A 21,200-nucleotide genomic window follows, 5' to 3' on the forward strand; every position below is an offset into this window, starting at 1 on the left:
TAACTGCATCTGGAAAATTGTCAAGCTGTTCTGAGTAATGTAAAATATATAGCAGACATGAAATGAATTGCATATATCCACTTTTGGGGTGAAAAAAATTGCAGAAGGTTTTAATCATCGGAGGAGGAAAAGGCGGCACAGCCATTTTGAAAATTCTCCATGAAGTCTCTTTAATGAAAGTGATCGGTATTACGGATGTGAATGAAAATGCTGTTGGCCTCCGCCTTGCGGAAGAATGGGGCATCCCTGTCGGGAAGGACTGGAAGAAGTTCTTGGATGATTCAGTTGATATCGTGATTGAAGTAACCGGGGATCTGCAAGTGTTCGAAGATGTCCGCGAAGAGCGGGGGAGGAATACCGTGCTCATACCCGGAAGCGTAGCATTTCTCATATCCAAGCTTCTGGAAGAAAAAGAAGACCTTATCGGTCAGTTGACGAGTGAGTCTTTTAAACGGGATCTTATTTTTAATTCGACTGATGACGGGATGGTCGGTATCGATTCCAAGGGGATAGTCATGCTGTTCAATAAAAGTGCCGAACGGATGATAGGGATCAGCAGTGAAGCGGTAATCGGGAAACATATTAATGAGGTCATCCCTGAAAGTAAGCTCACTACGACTCTTGAAACGCGGAGAACCGAGATCAATAAGGAAGTAGTCCTGAAAAACGGTCTGAAGATCATCTCGAACCGCATCCCGATGATAACGGAAAACGATGAAATAATAGGTGCATTCACGGTCTTCAAGGATATTACGGAGGTCGTGAATCTGGCTGAAGAAATCACGAATCTAAAAGAAATACAAACGATGCTTGAAGCCATTATCCATTCGAGTGATGATGCCATTTCGGTGGTTGACGAAGAAGGAAAGGGAATCATGATCAACCCGGCCTATACAAGGATTACAGGCCTGAGCCGGGATGAGGTGATCGGGAAGCCTGCCACAGCCGATATTTCTGAAGGGGAAAGTATCCATTTGAAGGTACTCCAGACCAGGAGGGCGATACGTGGAACGAAAATGAGGGTGGGTCCGAAACGCAAAGAGGTCATCGTGAATGTCGCCCCCATCATCGTTAATGGGAAATTGAAAGGGAGTGTCGGCGTCATACATGATATGTCGGAAATCCAGTCCCTTACACAGGAACTTGACAGGGCGAGGAGGATTATCCGCACTCTTGAAGCCAAATATATGTTTGAAGATATAATCGGCGAGTCTGATGAGATGCAAATAGCGATAGAGCAGGCCAAACTCGGAGCAAAGACTCCCGCAACCGTACTTTTAAGAGGGGAGTCGGGTACCGGTAAGGAATTATTTGCCCATGCGATACATAATGCAAGTGACCGTAAATTCAATAAGTTCCTCCGTGTTAACTGTGCGGCCCTTTCGGAGAACCTCCTTGAAAGTGAATTATTCGGCTATGAAGAAGGTGCTTTTTCGGGTGCTAAGCGGGGAGGAAAAAGAGGGTTATTTGAGGAAGCGGACAAAGGCAGCATCTTTTTGGATGAGATTGGTGAGCTCAGTGCCAATACTCAGGCAAAGTTATTGAGGGTCCTCCAGGAGAATGAAATCGTACGCGTAGGAGGGACCAAGAGCATCAGCATCAATGTGAGGGTGATTGCTGCAACCAATGTCAATCTTGAGAAAGGGATCGCTGATGGATCCTTCAGGGAAGACCTGTACTACCGGCTGAACAGGATGCCCATCCAGATACCGCCTCTTAGAAGCAGAAAAAGCGATATCCCCCTCATTTCAGAAAGCTTGATTACAAAACTGAATCAGGATTACGGGAGAAATGTGGATGGAATAACACAAAGTGCGATAAACAAGCTGATGGAATATCACTGGCCCGGCAATGTAAGGGAACTTGAAAACGTACTCGGCCGTGCGATGATCTTCATGAAATATAATGAAACGACCATAGATTTGCACCACCTTCCCCCGCTGGACAGCAGCGCTAAAGAAGCCGGAAAGAAAAAAGAAGGTGCAGTGCCGTCTGCAAGAGATTTAAATTCCCAGCTTGAGGAATATGAAAAAAAGATAATTCAAGAGGTTTTAGAGCAGAATAATGGTAACAAAACAGCCGCTGCAAAAATATTGAATGTTTCGGTCCGTAATTTGTATTACAAGCTTGAAAAATATAACATTGAAACAAATAGCATGAAATAATTTGCACGGTATGAATTTTTTTGCATAGTTGCCGACACTGAAAATAAAGCGTTTTCAACGTTTGTAAGTTGGCACGCTTCTTGCAAGTAAATTAAGTGGGAACAAATTTTTTATTGAAAGGGTTGAAATTTACATTCATGAATCTTCAGTCTTTAGTGGAAAAAGCAACCCAAAAAGAACATTCTGTAGTAGCAGTGGCGGCGGCAGAAGATAAAGAAGTACTTGTGGCTGTCGGTATGGCAGTCGAAAAAGGAATGGCAGAATTCATTTTGTTTGGCGACAAAGAAAAGATCGAAGCCATTATAGAAGAGAGCGTGCCCAAGATAAAATCGCATGATGCGATAAAAATCAAGCATGCAGCTTCACCGCAAAAGGCAGCTGAACTCGCTGTTAAAGCGGTAAGGGAAAACGAAGCGGGGGCCCTGATGAAAGGGAATGTCCCTACGGCAGTCATTTTGAAAGCTGTGCTGAACAAAGAGTGGGGCCTTAGGACAGGAAATGTACTATCGCATGTTGCTGCCTTTGAAGTGCCGAATTTTGATCAGCTTGTGTTCGTGACAGATGCGGCGATGAATATCACCCCTGATTTGAACCAGAAGACTCAAATCATTGAAAATGCAGTCAAGACAGCTTCTTCAATTGGTGTCACGACACCTAAAGTTGCACCGATCGCCGCGGTGGAAACGGTGAATCCCGCCATGCAGGCCACCCTGGATGCAGCAGCGCTTACAGCCATGAATAACAGAGGGCAGATCAAAGGGTGCATTGTAGATGGGCCGCTGGCTCTTGATAATGCGATCTCGCACAAGGCTGCTGAACACAAAGGGATTCAAAGTGAAGTAGCAGGACAAGCAGATATCCTGCTCGTCCCGAATATTGAAACCGGTAATGCGTTGTATAAATCACTGATTTACTTTGCAAAAGCCAAAGTGGGTGCCGTGATCGCCGGTGCTAAAGCACCTATTGTGCTGACTTCCAGAGCGGACAGTGCCGAAAGTAAATTATACTCACTCGCACTGGCGATATGCTCTGCTTCCAAATAAACCAATTATTAAAATTTAACTAGTAATGATCCTGGGGAGGAATTTCAAATGAAAATATTCAGCTATATGGAAAAGTATGACTACGAGCAATTAGTATTCTGTCAAGATGAAGTATCTGGTCTTAAAGCCATCATCGCCATTCATGATACAACACTCGGGCCGGCTCTCGGAGGAACCCGTATGTGGACATATGAATCGGAAGAAGCGGCAATTGAAGATGCCCTTCGCCTGGCAAGAGGCATGACTTACAAGAATGCGGCAGCAGGACTGAACCTCGGCGGCGGAAAAACGGTTATCATAGGAGATCCGCGAAAAGACAAAAATGAAGAAATGTTCCGTGCATTCGGACGTTATATCCAGGGATTAAATGGCCGCTATATCACAGCAGAGGATGTAGGAACCACTGTGGCTGATATGGATCTGATCCATGAAGAAACAGATTATGTAACGGGTATTTCACCTGCATTCGGTTCTTCGGGCAATCCTTCACCTGTAACGGCATACGGAGTGTACCGCGGTATGAAGGCAGCAGCTAAAGAAGCATTCGGTACGGACTCGCTTGAAGGTAAGACAATCGCTGTCCAAGGTGTAGGGAATGTTGCTTACAACATGTGTAAACACCTGCACGAAGAAGGAGCTAACCTGATCGTGACGGATATTCACAAAGAATCCGTTGATCGTGCTGTAAACGACTTCGGTGCCAAAGCGGTCGACCCTTCTGAAATCTATAGTGTGGACTGTGACATCTTTGCACCATGTGCACTCGGTGCCATCATCAATGATGAAACCATTTCACAGATCAAGGCCAAGGTCATTGCAGGTGCTGCGAATAACCAGCTTAAAGAAACCCGTCACGGGGATGCCATCCATGAGATGGGCATCGTTTATGCACCTGATTATGTCATCAATGCCGGCGGTGTAATCAATGTAGCAGATGAGCTTTACGGTTATAACAGCGAGAGAGCGATGAAAAAAGTGGAGCAGGTCTATAACAATGTTGAGCGTGTCATCGAAATTGCAAAACGTGACAACGTTCCGACATATGTGGCCGCTGACCGCATGGCGGAAGAACGAATTGAGAAAATGCGCCGTTCAAGAAGTCAATTCTTACAAAACGGGCAGCATATTCTGAGCAGACGCTGATAAACAAACAAGGACGCTTGACTTCTCCAGAAGTGAAGCGTTTCTTACCTGATATAAGGGATTGATGGGAACAAGGGGTTATCTGTCATAGGGGGATATTTCAATACAGGAAAATAAAACAGGCTACCCAAATGGAGGTAACAGCAGTGCAGGAAACAAAACATCGAATTTTAGTCATAAATCCCGGATCGACCTCAACGAAGATTGGTGTGTTCGATGATGACCGATCTATTTTTGAAAAGACGATCCGTCATGAAACGGAAAAAATAAATGAATTCCCAAATATCATCGATCAATATGAATTCCGTAAAAACACGATTCTACAGACGCTTGATGAAGAAGGCATCAACATCAGTAAACTAAGTGCAGTCTGCGGACGCGGCGGCTTGTTAAGACCGATTGAAGGCGGGACATATTTAGTGAATGATGAAATGCTTAACGATCTTAGAGAAGGATTCTCAGGTCAGCACGCTTCTAATCTTGGCGGTATATTGGCTTTTGAAATTGCGTCCGGACTGAATATCCCTTCCTATATCGTCGATCCAGTCGTAGTGGACGAGCTTCACCCATTGGCGAGGGTCTCCGGTTTTTCCTTGATTGAAAGAAAAAGCATATTCCATGCCTTGAATCAAAAAGCCGTAGCCAGAAGAGTGGCTAAACAATTAGGGAAAAAGTACGAAGAACTTAATTTGATCATCACGCATATGGGAGGCGGGATTACCGTCGGTGCGCATAAAAGCGGAAAAGTGATTGATGTCAACAACGGACTTCACGGGGATGGCCCATTCAGTCCCGAAAGGGCAGGTACAGTGCCTGCCGGAGATTTGGTCGACCTTTGCTTCTCGGGAGATTACTATCGGGATGAAATCATGAAAAAGCTGGTTGGTCAAGGCGGACTCGTAGGATATCTTGGAACAAATGATGCCGTCAAAGTAGAGAAGATGATCGAAAAAGGCGATGAAAAGGCCAAGGAAGTATATGCTGCAATGGCATATCAAATCGCGAAGGAAATAGGTTCTGCCAGTGCAGTTCTGAACGGAAAGGTCGATGCAATCGTCTTAACTGGGGGACTTGCGTATGGCAAGGAGTTCGTCAAGGCAATAAGTGAACGAATCAATTGGATAGCGGATGTCATCATACATCCCGGGGAGAATGAGCTTCAGGCGCTGGCTGAAGGTGCTCTCAGAGTCCTTAAAAATGAAGAAGACCATAAAGAATATCCCGGAACAGTAAAAGAAGAAGCAACAGTATAAGTTTGAGGAGGATGCAGCTTTGGCACAAGAATATGATTTAGTCATTCTGGGCGGGGGTACGGGCGGTTATGTCGCCGCTATCCGCGCATCACAATTAGGGTTGAAGACAGCTATCGTTGAAAAAGGGAAACTTGGGGGAACTTGTCTCCATAGGGGATGCATTCCCAGTAAAGCACTTTTACGCAGCGCGGAAGTTTATGCGACTGCTAAACACAGTGACAACTTCGGTGTGAAAATCAACGGTGTGGAACTTGATTTTGAGAAGGTCCAATCCCGTAAGGATGGCATCGTCGAACAGCTTCATAAAGGTGTGCAGCACCTGATGAAACAAGGAAAGATCGATGTGTATGAAGGGATCGGGCGCATCCTGGGCCCTTCTATCTTTTCTCCGATGCCGGGTACGATTTCAGTTGAGATGAACAACGGTGAAGAGAATGAGATGCTGATTCCAAAAAACGTCATTGTGGCCACAGGGTCACGTCCCCGTTCGCTGCCGGGTCTGGATATCGACGGCGAATATGTATTATCTTCAGATGAAGCGCTGTCACTTGAACAGCTGCCGAAATCAATCATCATTGTCGGCGGTGGTGTAATCGGCATCGAGTGGGCTTCCATGTTATCCGACTTTGACGTTGAAGTGACAGTAGTTGAGTACGCTGACAAAATCGTACCGACGGAAGACCATGAAATTTCAAAAGAAATGCAGCGCTTAATGAAGAAAAAAGGCGTGAAAATCGTTACAGGTGCAAAAGTACTTCCGGAATCCCTGCAAAAAGGCGACGGAACTGTAACGATCAAAGCTGAACATAAAGGTGAAGAAAAGTCATTTTCTGCTGAAAAGATCCTAGTGTCGGTAGGGCGCCAGGCAAATGTCGAAGGTATCGGAATCGAAAACACAGACATAAAAGTGGAAAAAGGCTTTGTTGAAGTAAATGATTTCTTCCAAACAAAAGAATCACATATCTACGCAATCGGTGACGTCATCGGCGGTCTGCAGCTGGCGCATGTTGCTTCTCACGAGGGCATCACCGCTGTTGAGCACCTGGCCAATGAGAAACCGCAGTCGATTGACTACTCGTTGATTTCAAAATGCATTTACAGCAATCCTGAAATTGCAAGTGTAGGCATGACTGAACAAGAGGCCAAGGACAAAGGCTTCGAGCTGAAAATTGGGAAATTCAGCTTCAGGGCCATCGGGAAGGCCCTTGTTTATGGTGAATCTGATGGTTTCGTGAAAATCATTGCCGATAAGGATACGGATGATATCCTTGGTGTTCATATGATTGGTCCTCATGTGACCGATATGATTTCCGAAGCTGGACTTGCAAGGGTTCTTGACGCAACTCCATGGGAAATCGGGCATACCATCCACCCTCACCCTTCTCTTTCAGAAGCGATCGGGGAAGCCGCACTGGCAGTGGACGGAAAAGCAATCCATTCTTAATATCCGTTAACCGGGAGGGGGTATGATGTCTCCCTCTCAAAAAGACTTTAACCCGCAGGAGGTAAAATGATATGGCAGAGAAACGTCATGAAGAATTAGGTCTCTCTAATGAAAAAGTATTAGAAATGTATGAAACGATGCTACTTGCTAGAAAAATTGATGAGCGCATGTGGTTATTGAACCGTTCCGGTAAAATTCCATTTGTCATCTCATGTCAGGGGCAGGAAGCTGCACAAATCGGGGCAGCCTTCGCGCTGGACAAAGAAAAGGATTATGTCCTTCCATATTATCGTGATATGGGCGTTGTGCTGACATTCGGCATGACGGCTCAGGAGCTGATGCTTTCAGGATTTGCCAAAGCCGAAGATCCAAACTCAGGCGGACGCCAGATGCCTGGACACTTCGGTCAAAAGAAAAATAATATCGTAACCGGGTCTTCACCTGTTACGACTCAGGTCCCGCATGCAGTAGGAATCGCCCTTGCCGGGAAAATGGAGAAGAAAGACCTTGTCACTTTCGTCACGTTTGGTGAAGGTTCTTCAAACCAGGGTGACTTCCATGAAGGTGCCAACTTCGCAGGTGTACATAAACTTCCGGTTATCTTTATGTGTGAAAACAATAAATACGCAATCTCTGTTCCGATTGAGAAGCAATTGGCATGTGAAAATGTATCAGATCGTGCTATCGGGTACGGAATGCCTGGATATACGGTTGATGGAAATGATCCTCTGGAAGTATACAAGGCTGTTAAAGAAGCAGCAGACCGCGGCCGCCGCGGAGAAGGTCCTACTCTGATCGAAACGGTTTCATACCGTTTGACTCCTCACTCTTCAGACGATGATGACAGAAGTTACCGTTCTCCGGATGAAGTGGCTAAAGCGAAAACGAACGATCCGATCATTACATTCGGTGCTTACCTGAAAGAGACCGGCGTAATGGATGATGCTCTTGAAAAAGAAATCAATGACCGTGTGATGAAGCAAGTGAATGAAGCAACAGATTATGCAGAAAACGCTCCATATGCCGACCCTGAATCGGCAATGAAGTTTGTGTACGCAGAAGAGAAGTAAGGGGGACTAGACTATGCCAGTAATTTCATACATTGATGCCGTAACTATGGCGATTAGAGAAGAAATGGAACGGGATGAAAAAGTATTCGTACTTGGTGAGGATGTTGGGAAAAAAGGCGGTGTATTCAAAGCGACTCACGGGCTTTATGACCAATTCGGCGAAGAGCGCGTAATTGATACTCCACTTGCAGAATCAGCTATTGCGGGAGTCGGGATCGGTGCTGCGATGTACGGTATGAGACCGATTGCTGAAATGCAGTTTGCAGACTTCATCATGCCGGCCGTAAACCAGATCATCTCCGAAGCGGCCCGTATCCGTTACCGCTCGAATAATGACTGGAGCTGTCCTATGGTCATCCGTGCACCTTACGGAGGCGGCGTACATGGAGCTTTATACCACTCACAATCCGTTGAAGCAGTATTTGCCAATCAGCCTGGATTGAAGATCGTGATGCCGTCGACTCCTTATGATGTAAAAGGACTATTGAAAGCGGCAATCCGTGATGAGGATCCGGTACTTTTCTTTGAACATAAACGTGCCTACCGCTTAATCAAAGGCGAGGTACCTGAAGATGACTACACGCTTCCAATCGGGAAAGCGGATGTGAAGCGGGAAGGTGAAGATCTCACTGTCATCACATACGGACTATCCGTCCACTTCGCACTTCAGGCTGCAGAGAAGCTTGCCCAGGATGGCATCGAAGCTCATATCCTGGATTTAAGAACGATCTATCCACTGGATAAGGAAGCCATCATCGAAGCTGCTTCTAAAACCGGTAAAGTGCTGCTTGTGACTGAAGATAACAAAGAAGGAAGCATCATGGGTGAAGTATCAGCCATCATTGCAGAAAACTGCCTGTTCGAGCTTGATGCACCGATCAAGCGCCTTGCCGGACCTGATGTACCTGCAATGCCATATGCTCCTACAATGGAAAAATACTTTATGATCAACCCGGACAAAGTAGAAAAAGCGATGCGAGAGCTCGCAGAATTTTAATCCAACAAACATACTGAAAGCAAAACGTTAGGAGGGTTCCTCATGGGTATAGAAAAAATGAAGATGCCGCAGCTGGGGGAAAGTGTTACAGAAGGTACAATCAGTAAATGGCTGGTATCTCCCGGCGATACTGTTAACAAATATGATCCGATTGCAGAAGTGCAGACGGATAAAGTAAATGCCGAAGTGCCATCATCCTTTACAGGCACGATAAAAGAATTGATTGCCGAAGAAGGGGATACACTGGAAGTCGGAGAGATCATCTGCTCGATCGAAGTGGAAGGAGCCGGCTCTGAACCTTCGGAAGAAGCTCCAAAAGAGGAGAAGAAGGAAACTTCAGGTGAGAAAACTCCTTCAGCATCCAATGCGCCGAAGAAAGAAGACGGTAATAAGGCGAGATATTCACCGGCCGTATTGAAGCTCTCCCAGGAACATGATATCGACTTGAATCAGGTGGAAGGCACCGGCAACGGCGGCCGCATCACCAGAAAAGATCTCAAGAAAATCATCGAATCCGGAAATATCCCTAAAGCCGGGGACGCTCCTGCTGCACAACAACCTGAAACAGCACCAGCACCACAGCAGGCCCCTGCTAAGGATGAAGCACAACCAGGTGCTGCCCAGAAACAGGCAGCACCTGCACCAAATGTACCGGTCATGCCGGGCGACATTGAAATCCCTGTTACAGGTGTCCGTAAAGCCATCGCATCCAATATGGTAAGGAGCAAGCATGAAGCTCCACACGCCTGGACGATGATGGAAGTGGACGTGACAAATCTTGTGGAATACAGGAATTCACTCAAAACTGAATTCAAACAGCGTGAAGGCTTTAACTTAACATTCTTCGCTTTCTTCGTAAAAGCTGTATCCCAAGCCCTTAAAGAATTCCCGCAAATCAATTCTATGTGGGCAGGGGATAAGATCATCCAGAAGAAAGACGTCAATATCTCAATCGCTGTAGCAACGGACGATGCATTATTCGTTCCGGTAATCAAAAATGCAGATGAAAAAACGATCAAAGGCATTGCACGTGAAATCACGGATCTTGCCGGAAAAGTACGGAGCGGCAAGCTGAAGTCGGAAGATATGCAGGGCGGAACCTTTACAGTGAATAATACCGGGTCTTTCGGTTCTGTCCAATCAATGGGTATTATCAACTATCCTCAGGCTGCCATCCTGCAGGTTGAATCGATCGTTAAACGTCCTGTCGTCATGAACAATGGCATGATTGCGGTCCGGGATATGGTGAATCTGTGTATGTCACTCGATCACCGGGTTCTTGACGGCCTAGTTTGCGGAAGATTCCTGCAGCGGATCAAAGAGATTCTGGAGAATACTTCTAAAGAAAATACGTCTGTATATTAATATTCCGATGCTGCCGTTTATATAAGGCAGACTGGCTTGAAAAAAAGGACTGACCTAAGCGGTTAGTCCTTTTTTCTATTGCCTATAATCAGCGTATTTTCCTATTAATGGTATTGGATATAATGAATACCCGGGACAATCAGCCGGATTATTCCCGGAAGAATAATCCTTTTCCGTAATTACATTTTTTCGTAGTGCTTTATTAGGGGAGGGAAATGGAGCATAAAACCGCTATGACCCCTATTTCATATTTTTTAGGATCGGAATTTTCAATTTACTGAAACTCCGTCTAATGACCCCTGTTTATCTTCCTGAAATAAGAGAATATGCCTGAAGTTATGGAATATATGAGACTTTCATCCTTTCAGGAAAAAAGAGGAATCAGACCATTCGTTCATTTTCTGAAAATTCAGATCAATATCGACAAAAAGTTACAACATTTTACAATCAACTTTGGTTATCTTTGGTGTAACACCTACATTTTACCAGGTGATTCTCGAATGAGGAGGTGGATTTTGAAGGAAACATCAATTTAATCCGGGAGGGAATTAAATGAGGGGAAGAAGTAGAAGAAAGTGGTTTTCAATCGTATTGACCCTAGTAATGTTCATTCCACTAATGTTTCCATTCAACTCTAACGCAGCAAGTACATCGATGCCGACTGTAGCAAAAGGAAAGGCTTCTACATCGGTGAATGATACTGCAAAAGTAAGTCCGCAATCGAAAATCACATCAAAGCTCCAAGATCAATTCAAGAAAGATAAGCACGTCACATACTTAGTGAAGTTCAAGGAGCAGGTAGACACTAAGGGCGTAGCAAAAAAAGCGGCTGAAAAAGCCGAGAAGCAAAAGCTTACAGCTAACAATAAAAAGCTGCTGAAGCGTAATATGGTTGTTTCAGAGCTGCGTTCCACTGCACTTGAAACTCAGGCAGAAGTAAAAAAATACTTAAACAAAGAGAAAAAGAGCGGTGCCGTTAAAAATGTGAAGGATTTCTACGTAGTCAACGGTATGGCAGTCACAAGTACAAAAGAAGTCATGGAAAAAATCGCTCAATATCCTGAAGTAGCGAAAATCCTCCCGAATGAAACCCGCCAGCTCATCCAGCCGGTAAAAGCAGATGGCTCTGCAGCCACCCTGGATGTAAAAAAGGCTGAAAAAGCGGACAATCAGCCGGCTTCAATCGAGTGGAACCTCGAGCAGATCGGTGCACCGGCAGTGTGGGATATGGGCATCGACGGAGCAGGGACAGTGGTCGCTTCAATCGATACAGGGGTTCAATGGAATCATCCGGCGTTGAAGGAAAAGTACAGAGGGTATGATCCACAAAACCCTGATACACCGGACAATGAATTCAACTGGTTCGATGCAACAGCAGGCCAGGGCACTCCATATGATGACCAGGGGCATGGTACCCATGTTACTGGTACGATGGTAGGATCTGAACCTGATGGAAATAATCAGATCGGTGTAGCTCCGGGAGCAAAGTGGATCGCGGTAAAGGCATTCACTGCCAATGGAGGAACAGATGTTGACTTATTGGAGGCGGGAGAATGGATTCTTGCCCCTACTGATGCAGAAGGGAATCCACATCCTGAAATGGCTCCTGATGTAGTCAATAACTCTTGGGGAGGCGGACCTGGTTTAGATGAATGGTACCGCGATATGGTTGCTGCATGGAGAGCAGCGGAAATTTTCCCTGAATTCTCTGCAGGAAACACGACTCTTTTCAATCCTGGAGGGCCAGGATCAGTAGCTACACCGGCAAACTATCCTGAGTCGTTTGCAACAGGCGCGACAGACAGCAGCAATCGTCTTGCGGGCTTCTCTTTACAGGGCCCTTCTCCATATGACGAAGTAAAGCCTGAGATTTCAGCTCCAGGCGTGAACATCCGTTCATCCGTCCCTGGCAGTGGTTATGAAGGCGGCTGGAACGGTACATCGATGGCAGGACCGCACGTATCGGCGGTTGCCGCATTGTTAAAGCAGGTTAATTCTGATTTGACAGTCGATGATATCGAAGAAATCTTGACGTCTACAGCAGTGCCGTTGACTGATGGCACATTCCCGGAATCACCTAATAATGGTTATGGCCATGGGCTTGTGAACGCATTTGATGCAGTGTCATCAGTCATGAGCGGAATTGGTAAGATTGAAGGGAATGTATCGAAAGAAGGAGATGATTCAGAAGCTCCTGAGATCTCCCATGAAGCTCCGGCTGAAGCATTCAAAGGAATGGATCTGCCTCTTCAAGCGGATGTAAATGACAATATCAGTGTCACAAATGTTTCCCTCAGCTATCAAAAAGCTGATGGTGAGTGGGTTACAGTTGATGCTTCAAGAACATCCGGTGACTATACTTCCGGATCTTACGAAGCCGTCATCCCGGGTGCGGATTTGACCGGTGACGAAGTGAATTATAAGTGGACTGCTGCGGACTTCGGTGGAAATGAAGTCGAGAGTGACACGTATACAGTAGCTTTATTACCGGGTATCACAGTTGGATATGAGCAGGATTTTGAAACAACTCCTGCCGGCTGGACTTCATATGGAGATGCAAACAGCTGGGAGTGGGGCGTGCCGACTACAGGTCCTGGCAGCGCAGTATCCGGAGAAAAAGTGTATGCAACGAATCTTGATGGGAATTATGATAGTCGCGCGAATATGTCCCTGCAGATGCCTCCTATCGATCTGCCGGAAGGGAACAGCTTCCTTCAGTTCAAGCAGTGGCATGAACTTGAAAGAAACTACGATTATGGTCATGTATTTGTCTCTACAGACGGAGAGAACTGGACACAGGCTCTGCGAGTAAATAATGTGACGGACGGCTGGGTCGACGGCGAAGTTGACTTAAGTGAATATGCCGGACAGCGTGTTTACGTGGCATTCAATGTGACGACGGATGGAAGCGTCGTGAAACAAGGGTGGTATCTGGATGATGTGAAATTGAGTGCAGAATCCATTTTGCCTGCAGGCAAAGCAAAGTTAGGATTGAAGTCTAAGAGTGACAGCTCGGCTTCGGTTTCAAAGAAACCTAGTGTGAATCCTAATAAAATCGAAATGGCTGAGCCAGCCAAGAAAGAAGCACCAGTGGAAGGCAACTCGCCTGCTCCGGTATTATTACCGCTGCAAGCAGAGGTTACTGTGCTGGAAACAGGGCGGTCTGCTTACACGAATCCGGCAGATGGATCTTATCAAATGACCCATGCTGCAGGAGAATTTACACTACAGGCTTCAACTTACGGGTACAGATCACAGACACAAAGTGTCACAGTGGAAGCGGATGAAACTTCAACAGCGGACTTTACGCTGGAAGAAATCCCGCGCGGAAATGTTTCGGGTGTTGTCACCAACCAAATGACAGGCGAACCTGTCGAAGGGGCGACAGTCTTCTTGATGGAAGATGCCGTTGTAACTCCGGTTGAAACAAATGCAGACGGTGAATACGAACTCGAAGCTTATGAAGGTGAATATACGCTTAAAATCGTTGCTCCTTACTACTACAGCCAAGAGGTGAGTGTGACCATTGAAGGCGGGGAAGCTGCTGAAGCGGACGTTTCCCTTGAGCCATTTATCGGCTACCCTGGTGAAATCGGTTACGATGATGGAACAGCTGAAAACGCACGTGCCTTCTATGATGCAGGAAATGGATGGGCCGTTAAGATGTCACTGGAAGAAGGAAACGATTCAGCGATGGTAACCGGAGGTCTATTCCGATTCTGGGATACAGAATGGCCGGTGCCGGGCGGAACTGATTTCCAAGTGGCAATCTATGACGCTTCCGGAACTGACGGGGCACCAGGTAAGAAGCTCGCAGGTCCATTTGATGCAACTGCTTTAAGAAATGGAGAATGGACGCATGTCGATCTTAGTGAACACGGAATCATGGTCGATGGAGACTTCTATATGGTCTACATCCAATCTGCCCCTAACCCTAACGCACCTGGATTGGGTACAGACGAAGACGGCGAATACGCTGCGCGCAGCTGGCAGCTGGTCGGCGGAGCATGGTCGCCTTCTCCAGAAGATGAAGGAAACTATATGATCCGTGCAACGGTGAATTACGAAGTGACTGCACCAGTCATCACTTCACCTAAAGACGGTTCATATACGAAGGACGAATCGGTCACCGTTGAAGGTACTTCAGCACCTACCACTACCGTCCATCTATACAATGGAGACGAAGAAGTGGCTCAAGCCGAAACGGCTGAAGACGGAACATTCTCTGCAGATGTTATCTTGAACGACGGGGAGAATGTCATTACGGCAAAAGCTGCAACAGAGCAGGGGATGACGGGGGCTTCCGAACCTGTCACGATCACGCTCGATCAGGTGAAGCCGGAACTCGCCATCACTTCTCCTGAAGAAGGACTGAAAACAAATCGTGAAGCCATCACAGTAAAAGGAACCATTAGCGAGGATCACCTTGCATGGGTGAAAGTAAATGGTGAAAAAGCAACTGTGAAAGACGGCGAATTCAGCCACAGACTTCTTCTGGACCAAGGAGAAAATGTCATTCAAGTTGTTGCTAAAGATAAAGCCGGCAACAAAAAGAAGAAATCGGTAACGGTATTTGCCAAGTTCGGCGACATTGAAATCGATAATCTTCTTCCGGCTGAAGATAAAGAATTGAAAAAAGGTGAATCGGTAAAAATCGAATTTGACAGCGAACCTGGATTGGATGCAACATTCGCCATCCACATGCCGCTGACGAATGCAGGAGCCCAGTTGACGAACGCAACTGAACTTCCGATGATGGAGACGTCTGAAGGTCATTACGTCGGCTACTACACGGCGACTTCAAATGTGAAAGCACCTGGTGCTGTCGTTGAAGTCAAAATCTCTGACGACTTCGGAAATGTGAGCACAAAACGCGCAGAAGGAAAGTTGTACATCAACGCGAAAAAATAATGATTCAAGAAAGGGAAGAGCCGGCTCGCCGGCTCTTCTTTTTTCTGTTATCAATGAAGAATTGAAGAAAAGGGATTTTTTTTATATACTGAAATAGTATTAAATAAAAATTTTGAATTTTATCAAAACCTGCAGCGAATAGGAACAAAGGGGAAGCTGAATATTGTTTTGAAAACGATTTCAAAAATGTGAAATGAAAGAGGGGTACTATGAAGCTTAGTGAGATGAAGAACCAAACATTCGATCCACCCAATCTGCAAACATGGCAGGAAGCGGCTGAAAAAGCCTTAAAAGGGAGTAGTATAGAATCATTACATACCGAAACGTATGAAGGGATTAGGCTCAAGCCGCTGTTTACCAAAGAAGACCTTCCCGCGATCGACCGGGTGGAGTCCTATATACCGGCTGTAAATAATAAAATTTGCAGTATTCAAGAGTGGAACATCGCCCAAATAATAAAAAGGGGAACATGGGAAGAGTTGTCACATGCCCTGCAAGCCGCAGTTTCAAGAGGACAAAACTGCTTGTCTTTTTCAGTGGAAGATATGCAAATGGATGAAGGGTTTGACAACTTTATCCACGCGGCTGCGGGAGGAAACCTGTCTTTATTCAACATTGAGAAGACTAATGCTGATCTGGCTGACAGACTGTCTTCCTTGGCGGAAAGCGATGAATCGCTGAAAAGTTTCCACGGAGTGATCGGATTTGATCCAATATCTGAAATTGGATTCAGGCAGGGGGATTGCCCGCTTGATGAATGGGCAGAAAAGACTGTCGCTGTGTCATCCACCCTCCCTCACATTAAAACAATCGTCATCAATACGACACCCTATCACAATCATGGAGCGAATGCAGTGCAGGAGCTTGCTTATGCATTTAGTACGGGAGTCTTATATTTTGATTTATTTCAAGAAAAGGGATGGTCGCCTGAAGAGATTGCTGAAAAAATGCATGTTCATTTCTCGGCAGGAAGTCACTTCTTCATGGAATTAGCCAAGATAAGAGCGTTCAAAAAGGTATGGAAGGACATTCTTGCTTCTTATGGCATTGATAAAGAATTATGTGAACGCTTCATCAGTATCAGTGCTGAAACATCACAGTTCAATAAATCGGCCCTTGATCCCCATGTGAACCTTCTCCGTACAGGCGGAGAGGCATTTTCAGCCGTTCTTTCCGGCGTCGATTATCTGGTTGTACATCCTTTTGACAGCGTATCGGGAGAGACAACAGCGCTCTCTGAAAGGGCTGCACGCAACATACAGCTGATCCTTGGGGAAGAAGCTCATTTAAATAAAGTGATCGATCCTGCCGGGGGTTCCTATTATGTGGAATGGCTGACCGAAGAGGTCGGAAGAAAAGCCTGGTCGGAATTCCTGCGGATCGATTCGGAAGGCGGAATGTCCGCTTTATTGAAGAAAGGCGATATACAGGAGAGCGTGAACAAGGTGCTGGAAAAGAGGCTTGCTGATTTATCCACGCGTTCACAATCCATGATCGGAACAAACATCTATTCAAATCCGGAAGATTCGCTTACCGGCGTAAAAGCGTCAGATGATAACAGGCTATCCCTGCCTTTTGAAAAGCTCAGGAGAAGGGCTGAAGAAATCGGAAAGTCAGGGGAAAAACCAGCATCCGGAATCATTGGACTGGGTGAACTGAAGAATCACAAGCCGCGCGCAGATTTTGTCAGTGGTTTCTTGTCCACAGGGGGCATTCATTCCCACCTCAGCCGTCCTTGTTTTACGAAGGAGGATGTCCTCGCCTTCATGCAAGAAACCAATTATCCATATTATGTTGTTTGCGGCAGGGATGAAGAATATGATTCATGGCTCCCTTTGATCATAGAGGCAGCCGGCAATTACCATTCACAAATAAAAATCGATGCTGCAGGTAAATTGAACGAAGAGAAGATGGCGGCCTGGACTCAGCTTGGGTTGCACGGCTGTATCCACCGGAACCAGAATATGCTGGAGAAACTGAATGATTTATTGACCATCTGGGAGGAGGAAAAGAAATGATTAAACCCGACTGGCAGGGAATGGACCCATATTCCCAAAAGGGCGCGGCGGGAGATTTTTCTGCTCCAGGCAGCACCTATGAAACAAATGAAAATATAACGATCAAGTCGCTCTATACAGAGGAAGATACCAAGGCTATGTCCCATCGTGAAGATTTGCCTGGTATTGCCCCCTTCACCCGCGGGCCGTATCCGACGATGTATGTGAACAGGCCGTGGACCGTGCGTCAATATGCAGGTTTTTCAACTGCAGAAGAAAGTAATGCGTTTTACCGGAGAAACTTAAGCATGGGGCAGAAGGGCCTTTCGGTGGCCTTCGACCTTGCGACACACAGGGGCTATGATTCCGATCACCCAAGGGTGGTGGGGGATGTCGGAAAAGCAGGGGTGGCAATCGATTCCATCCTCGATATGAAAATACTTTTCGATGGGATCCCGCTTGATCAAATGTCGGTATCGATGACGATGAACGGCGCCGTGCTGCCGATCCTTGCTTTTTATATCGTCACGGCAGAAGAACAGGGTGTCCCGCATGAGAAGCTCTCAGGTACCATTCAAAATGATATCCTGAAAGAATACATGGTGAGGAATACGTATATATACCCGCCGGAGACTTCCATGAAAATCATAGCGGATATCTTTGAATATACCTCCAGGAACATGCCTAAATTCAACAGCATCAGCATCTCGGGATATCATATGCAGGAAGCGGGGGCACCTGCCGATATCGAGCTAGCCTATACCCTCGCAGACGGGCTTGAATACGTCAGGACTGGTTTGAAGGCAGGGATTGACATTGATTCTTTCGCACCCAGACTGTCATTCTTTTGGGCGATCGGGATGAATTATTTCATGGAAGTGGCAAAAATGCGTGCTGCGAGAAGGATCTGGGCCAAGATGATGAAATCCTTTTCCCCTCTGAATGTAAAATCAATGGCGCTCAGAACCCACTCCCAAACATCGGGATGGAGCCTGACAGAACAGGATCCTTTCAACAATGTGACCCGGACCCTGATTGAGGCGCATGCAGCGGCGATGGGCCATACCCAGTCGCTTCACACGAACGCACTCGATGAGGCCATCGCCCTGCCGACTGACTTTTCAGCGCGGATCGCACGGAACGCCCAGCTTTATCTGCAGGAAGAAACATTGATCACAAAAGTCATCGACCCCTGGGCCGGTTCCCACTATGTCGAATCCCTTACCCAGCAGCTTATGGAGAAGGCATGGGAGCATATCGAAGAAATCGAAGAGCTCGGCGGGATGACGAAAGCGATTGAAACAGGTTTGCCGAAGATGAGGATTGAAGAAGCGGCAGCAAGAAGGCAGGCAATGATCGACTCAGGTAAAGAATCGATCATCGGCGTCAATAAGTACCGTCTGGAAAAAGAAGATGAAATCGAAACACTCGATATTGATAATACTGCCGTCAGACAAAAACAGATCGAGAGAATCCAAAAGTTAAAAGAAGAGAGAAATGAAGATGAAGTCTTGAAGGCACTGGACACCTTGACGAACGCAGCGCAGACAGGGGAAGGAAATCTCCTTGAAAAGGCAGTTGACGCAGCACGTGCAAGAGCTACCCTCGGTGAAATATCCGATGCAGTCGAAAAAGCATCAGGCAGGCATAAAGCGACGATAAGGAGCATCAGCGGCGTGTACAGTTCAAATTTCTCGAATGAAAATGAAATTGCAGTTGTTCAGGAAATGACCGAGGAATTCCTTGAAAACGAAGGAAGGAGACCGCGTATCTTGATTGCTAAGATGGGCCAGGACGGGCACGACAGGGGTGCGAAGGTAATCAGTACGGCATTTGCCGATCTTGGATTTGATGTCGATATCGGACCGCTGTTTCAGACGCCGGAGGAAACGGCACTGCAGGCAGTCGAAAACGATGTGCATGTCATAGGATTCAGCTCCCTTGCTGCCGGGCATAAAACCCTCCTGCCGCAGCTTGCAGAAGAGCTTGCGAAACTCGGCCGTGAAGACATATTGATTGTCGTAGGGGGCGTCATTCCTGCCAAGGACTATGAGTTCCTGCTGAATAACGGGGCATCCGCCGTGTTCGGACCTGGTACGATCATACCGGTTGCGGCTCAAAAAGTGATAAAGGAAATCTATGAAGTCCTCGGATATGAGGAAGTGACCGAATAATGGATGCCCGGCAGCCGGAGAAAAAGAGGAGATTTGTTAAGAGAAAACGAGATTCCATTTCAATTCCAGCATTGAAAGAAGGAGTCCTGAATGGAGATCGGAGTTCCCTGGCAAAGGCCATCACACTCATAGAGAGCAACGCCCCCCATCACTATGAATGGGGACAGGAACTTCTCGGGGAATTGTTGCCCTATACCGGGAACAGCCTCAGGATCGGGATTACGGGAGTCCCCGGGGCAGGGAAAAGCACCTTCATCGAAGCGTTTGGAGAAATGCTATGCAATCAGGGGCACTCTGTCGCGGTTCTTGCCATCGATCCAAGCTCCTCCTTATCCGGGGGAAGCATCCTCGGGGATAAAACAAGGATGGAGCAGCTTTCCAAAAATCCAAAGGCGTTTGTCAGGCCGTCGCCGACAGCAGGCACGCTCGGCGGAGTTCACCGGAAGACGAATGAGACCCTGCTTTTATGTGAAGCCGCAGGTTATGACATCATGATTATCGAGACCGTCGGAGTCGGGCAGAGTGAAGTGATGGTCAGGCAGATGGTCGACTTCTTCCTCTTACTCGCTATCACCGGTGCGGGGGATGAGCTCCAAGGGATGAAAAAGGGCATCATGGAACTCGCAGATGCCATGGTCGTCAATAAAGCGGACGGGAAAAATAAGCAGCTCGCTGAAAAGACGAGACGTGAACTGAACCAGATCCTTCACTTCCTCGTGCCTGCTACAAAAGGATGGAACTCAAGGGCGTATACATGCTCGGCCCTTGAAAAAAAAGGCTTGAGAGAGTTATGGGATGTCATAAATGAATTCGAGAAGGCCACCAAAGAAACAGGCGGTTTTCAGGAAAGAAGGATTCGCCAAAAGAAAGAATGGTTCTACACCATGTTAAAAGACCGGATCCTTTCAGATTTCTTCCTTGACGAAAAAATTAAACCGGCAGTCCCGCAAATGGAAGAAAAAATCAAAAGCGGCGACCTGACCACCTCGAAAGCCATCGAAGAACTGCTTCAGCTGTATAAGCAGTCTTAATTCACACCTTTTTAGTCAATTTTAATTGAAAATAAAGGGACAAACTTGGTATGATGGGGGTACATCAAACTTCGTCTACTGTGAAGAATGATAAAGACATAGAGTATTGAAAAGGAGCGTCTTAGAATGGATATGGATTTCAATTTATTTATGAACGATATCGTCCGCCAGGCCCGCCAGGAAATGGAGGCATCAGGATATTCACAATTAACATCAGAAGAAGAAGTGGAACAGGCTTTCAGCAAACCGGGTACAACACTTGTCATGATCAACTCAGTATGTGGATGTGCAGGCGGAATTGCCCGTCCGGCAGCGGCACATGCCATCCATTATGATAAACGACCGGACCAGCTTGTAACGGTATTCGCCGGCCAGGATAAAGAAGCAACCGCTAAAGCACGCAGTTACTTTACCGGTTATCCACCTTCCTCGCCATCTTTCGCTCTCCTAAAAGATGGAGAACTCTTGACAATGGTAGAAAGACATGAAATCGAAGGCCACGACCCGATGTCGGTTGTAAACAAGCTTCAATCCTATTTTGATGAATATTGCGAAGAAGTATAAGTATCTTCAGGGATCGGCTCTTACAATGTTGTTAGAGCCTTGA

13 protein-coding genes are annotated in these 21,200 nt (G+C 46.5%); all 13 read left to right on the forward strand.

Features of this window, described 5'->3' with window-relative positions:
* Positions 1-98 precede the first annotated feature (98 nt).
* The 13 genes from BHE18_RS10385 (at position 99) to BHE18_RS10445 (ending at position 21,157) form a co-directional block, all read left to right on the forward strand.
* Positions 99-2,165, forward strand: a complete 2,067-nt coding sequence (locus tag BHE18_RS10385; protein ID WP_071618506.1) for a sigma 54-interacting transcriptional regulator — start codon at positions 99-101, stop codon at positions 2,163-2,165.
* 137 nt (positions 2,166-2,302) lie between these two features.
* Entirely contained in the window at positions 2,303-3,208 is a 906-nt protein-coding gene (yqiS, locus tag BHE18_RS10390) for a phosphate butyryltransferase (protein ID WP_071618870.1), read from the forward strand.
* 48 nt (positions 3,209-3,256) lie between these two features.
* On the forward strand, positions 3,257-4,351 hold the full coding sequence (gene bcd, locus BHE18_RS10395) for a branched-chain amino acid dehydrogenase (protein WP_071618507.1): 1,095 nt from the start codon (positions 3,257-3,259) through the stop codon (positions 4,349-4,351).
* 146 nt (positions 4,352-4,497) lie between these two features.
* Positions 4,498-5,604 (forward strand): butyrate kinase, encoded by a 1,107-nt coding sequence (buk, locus tag BHE18_RS10400; protein ID WP_071618508.1) that lies wholly within the window; start codon positions 4,498-4,500, stop codon positions 5,602-5,604.
* A gap of 19 nt (positions 5,605-5,623) precedes the next feature.
* Positions 5,624-7,048, forward strand: coding sequence for a dihydrolipoyl dehydrogenase (gene lpdA / locus BHE18_RS10405; RefSeq protein WP_071618509.1), 1,425 nt, complete (start codon positions 5,624-5,626; stop codon positions 7,046-7,048).
* 71 nt (positions 7,049-7,119) lie between these two features.
* Positions 7,120-8,118 (forward strand): thiamine pyrophosphate-dependent dehydrogenase E1 component subunit alpha, encoded by a 999-nt coding sequence (locus tag BHE18_RS10410; protein ID WP_071618510.1) that lies wholly within the window; start codon positions 7,120-7,122, stop codon positions 8,116-8,118.
* Between the two features lie 13 nt (positions 8,119-8,131).
* Entirely contained in the window at positions 8,132-9,115 is a 984-nt protein-coding gene (locus tag BHE18_RS10415; RefSeq protein ID WP_071618511.1) for an alpha-ketoacid dehydrogenase subunit beta, read from the forward strand.
* 42 nt (positions 9,116-9,157) lie between these two features.
* Positions 9,158-10,480, forward strand: a complete 1,323-nt coding sequence (locus BHE18_RS10420; RefSeq protein ID WP_071618512.1) for a dihydrolipoamide acetyltransferase family protein — start codon at positions 9,158-9,160, stop codon at positions 10,478-10,480.
* A 552-nt stretch (positions 10,481-11,032) separates the two neighbouring features.
* Positions 11,033-15,391 carry a S8 family peptidase gene (locus BHE18_RS10425; RefSeq protein WP_071618513.1) on the forward strand — a complete coding sequence of 1,453 codons (4,359 nt, stop codon included), beginning with the start codon at positions 11,033-11,035 and terminating at the stop codon, positions 15,389-15,391.
* Positions 15,392-15,600: 209 nt separating this feature from the next.
* Positions 15,601-17,409, forward strand: coding sequence for a methylmalonyl-CoA mutase family protein (locus tag BHE18_RS10430; protein WP_071618514.1), 1,809 nt, complete (start codon positions 15,601-15,603; stop codon positions 17,407-17,409).
* Positions 17,410-17,429: 20 nt separating this feature from the next.
* Positions 17,430-19,562: a methylmalonyl-CoA mutase gene (gene scpA / locus BHE18_RS10435; RefSeq protein ID WP_071618871.1), complete on the forward strand. Its 2,133-nt coding sequence runs from the start codon at positions 17,430-17,432 to the stop codon at positions 19,560-19,562.
* Positions 19,562-20,593 (forward strand): methylmalonyl Co-A mutase-associated GTPase MeaB, encoded by a 1,032-nt coding sequence (gene meaB / locus BHE18_RS10440; RefSeq protein ID WP_083573708.1) that lies wholly within the window; start codon positions 19,562-19,564, stop codon positions 20,591-20,593. Before scpA ends, meaB begins: the two co-directional genes overlap by 1 nt.
* 126 nt (positions 20,594-20,719) lie before the next feature.
* Entirely contained in the window at positions 20,720-21,157 is a 438-nt protein-coding gene (locus tag BHE18_RS10445) for a BrxA/BrxB family bacilliredoxin (protein WP_071618516.1), read from the forward strand.
* The last annotated feature ends 43 nt before the right edge of the window (positions 21,158-21,200 follow it).

Origin of the sequence: Rossellomorea aquimaris (genome assembly GCF_001877785.1) — a bacterium.
GTDB lineage: Bacteria > Bacillota > Bacilli > Bacillales > Bacillaceae_B > Rossellomorea > Rossellomorea aquimaris_A.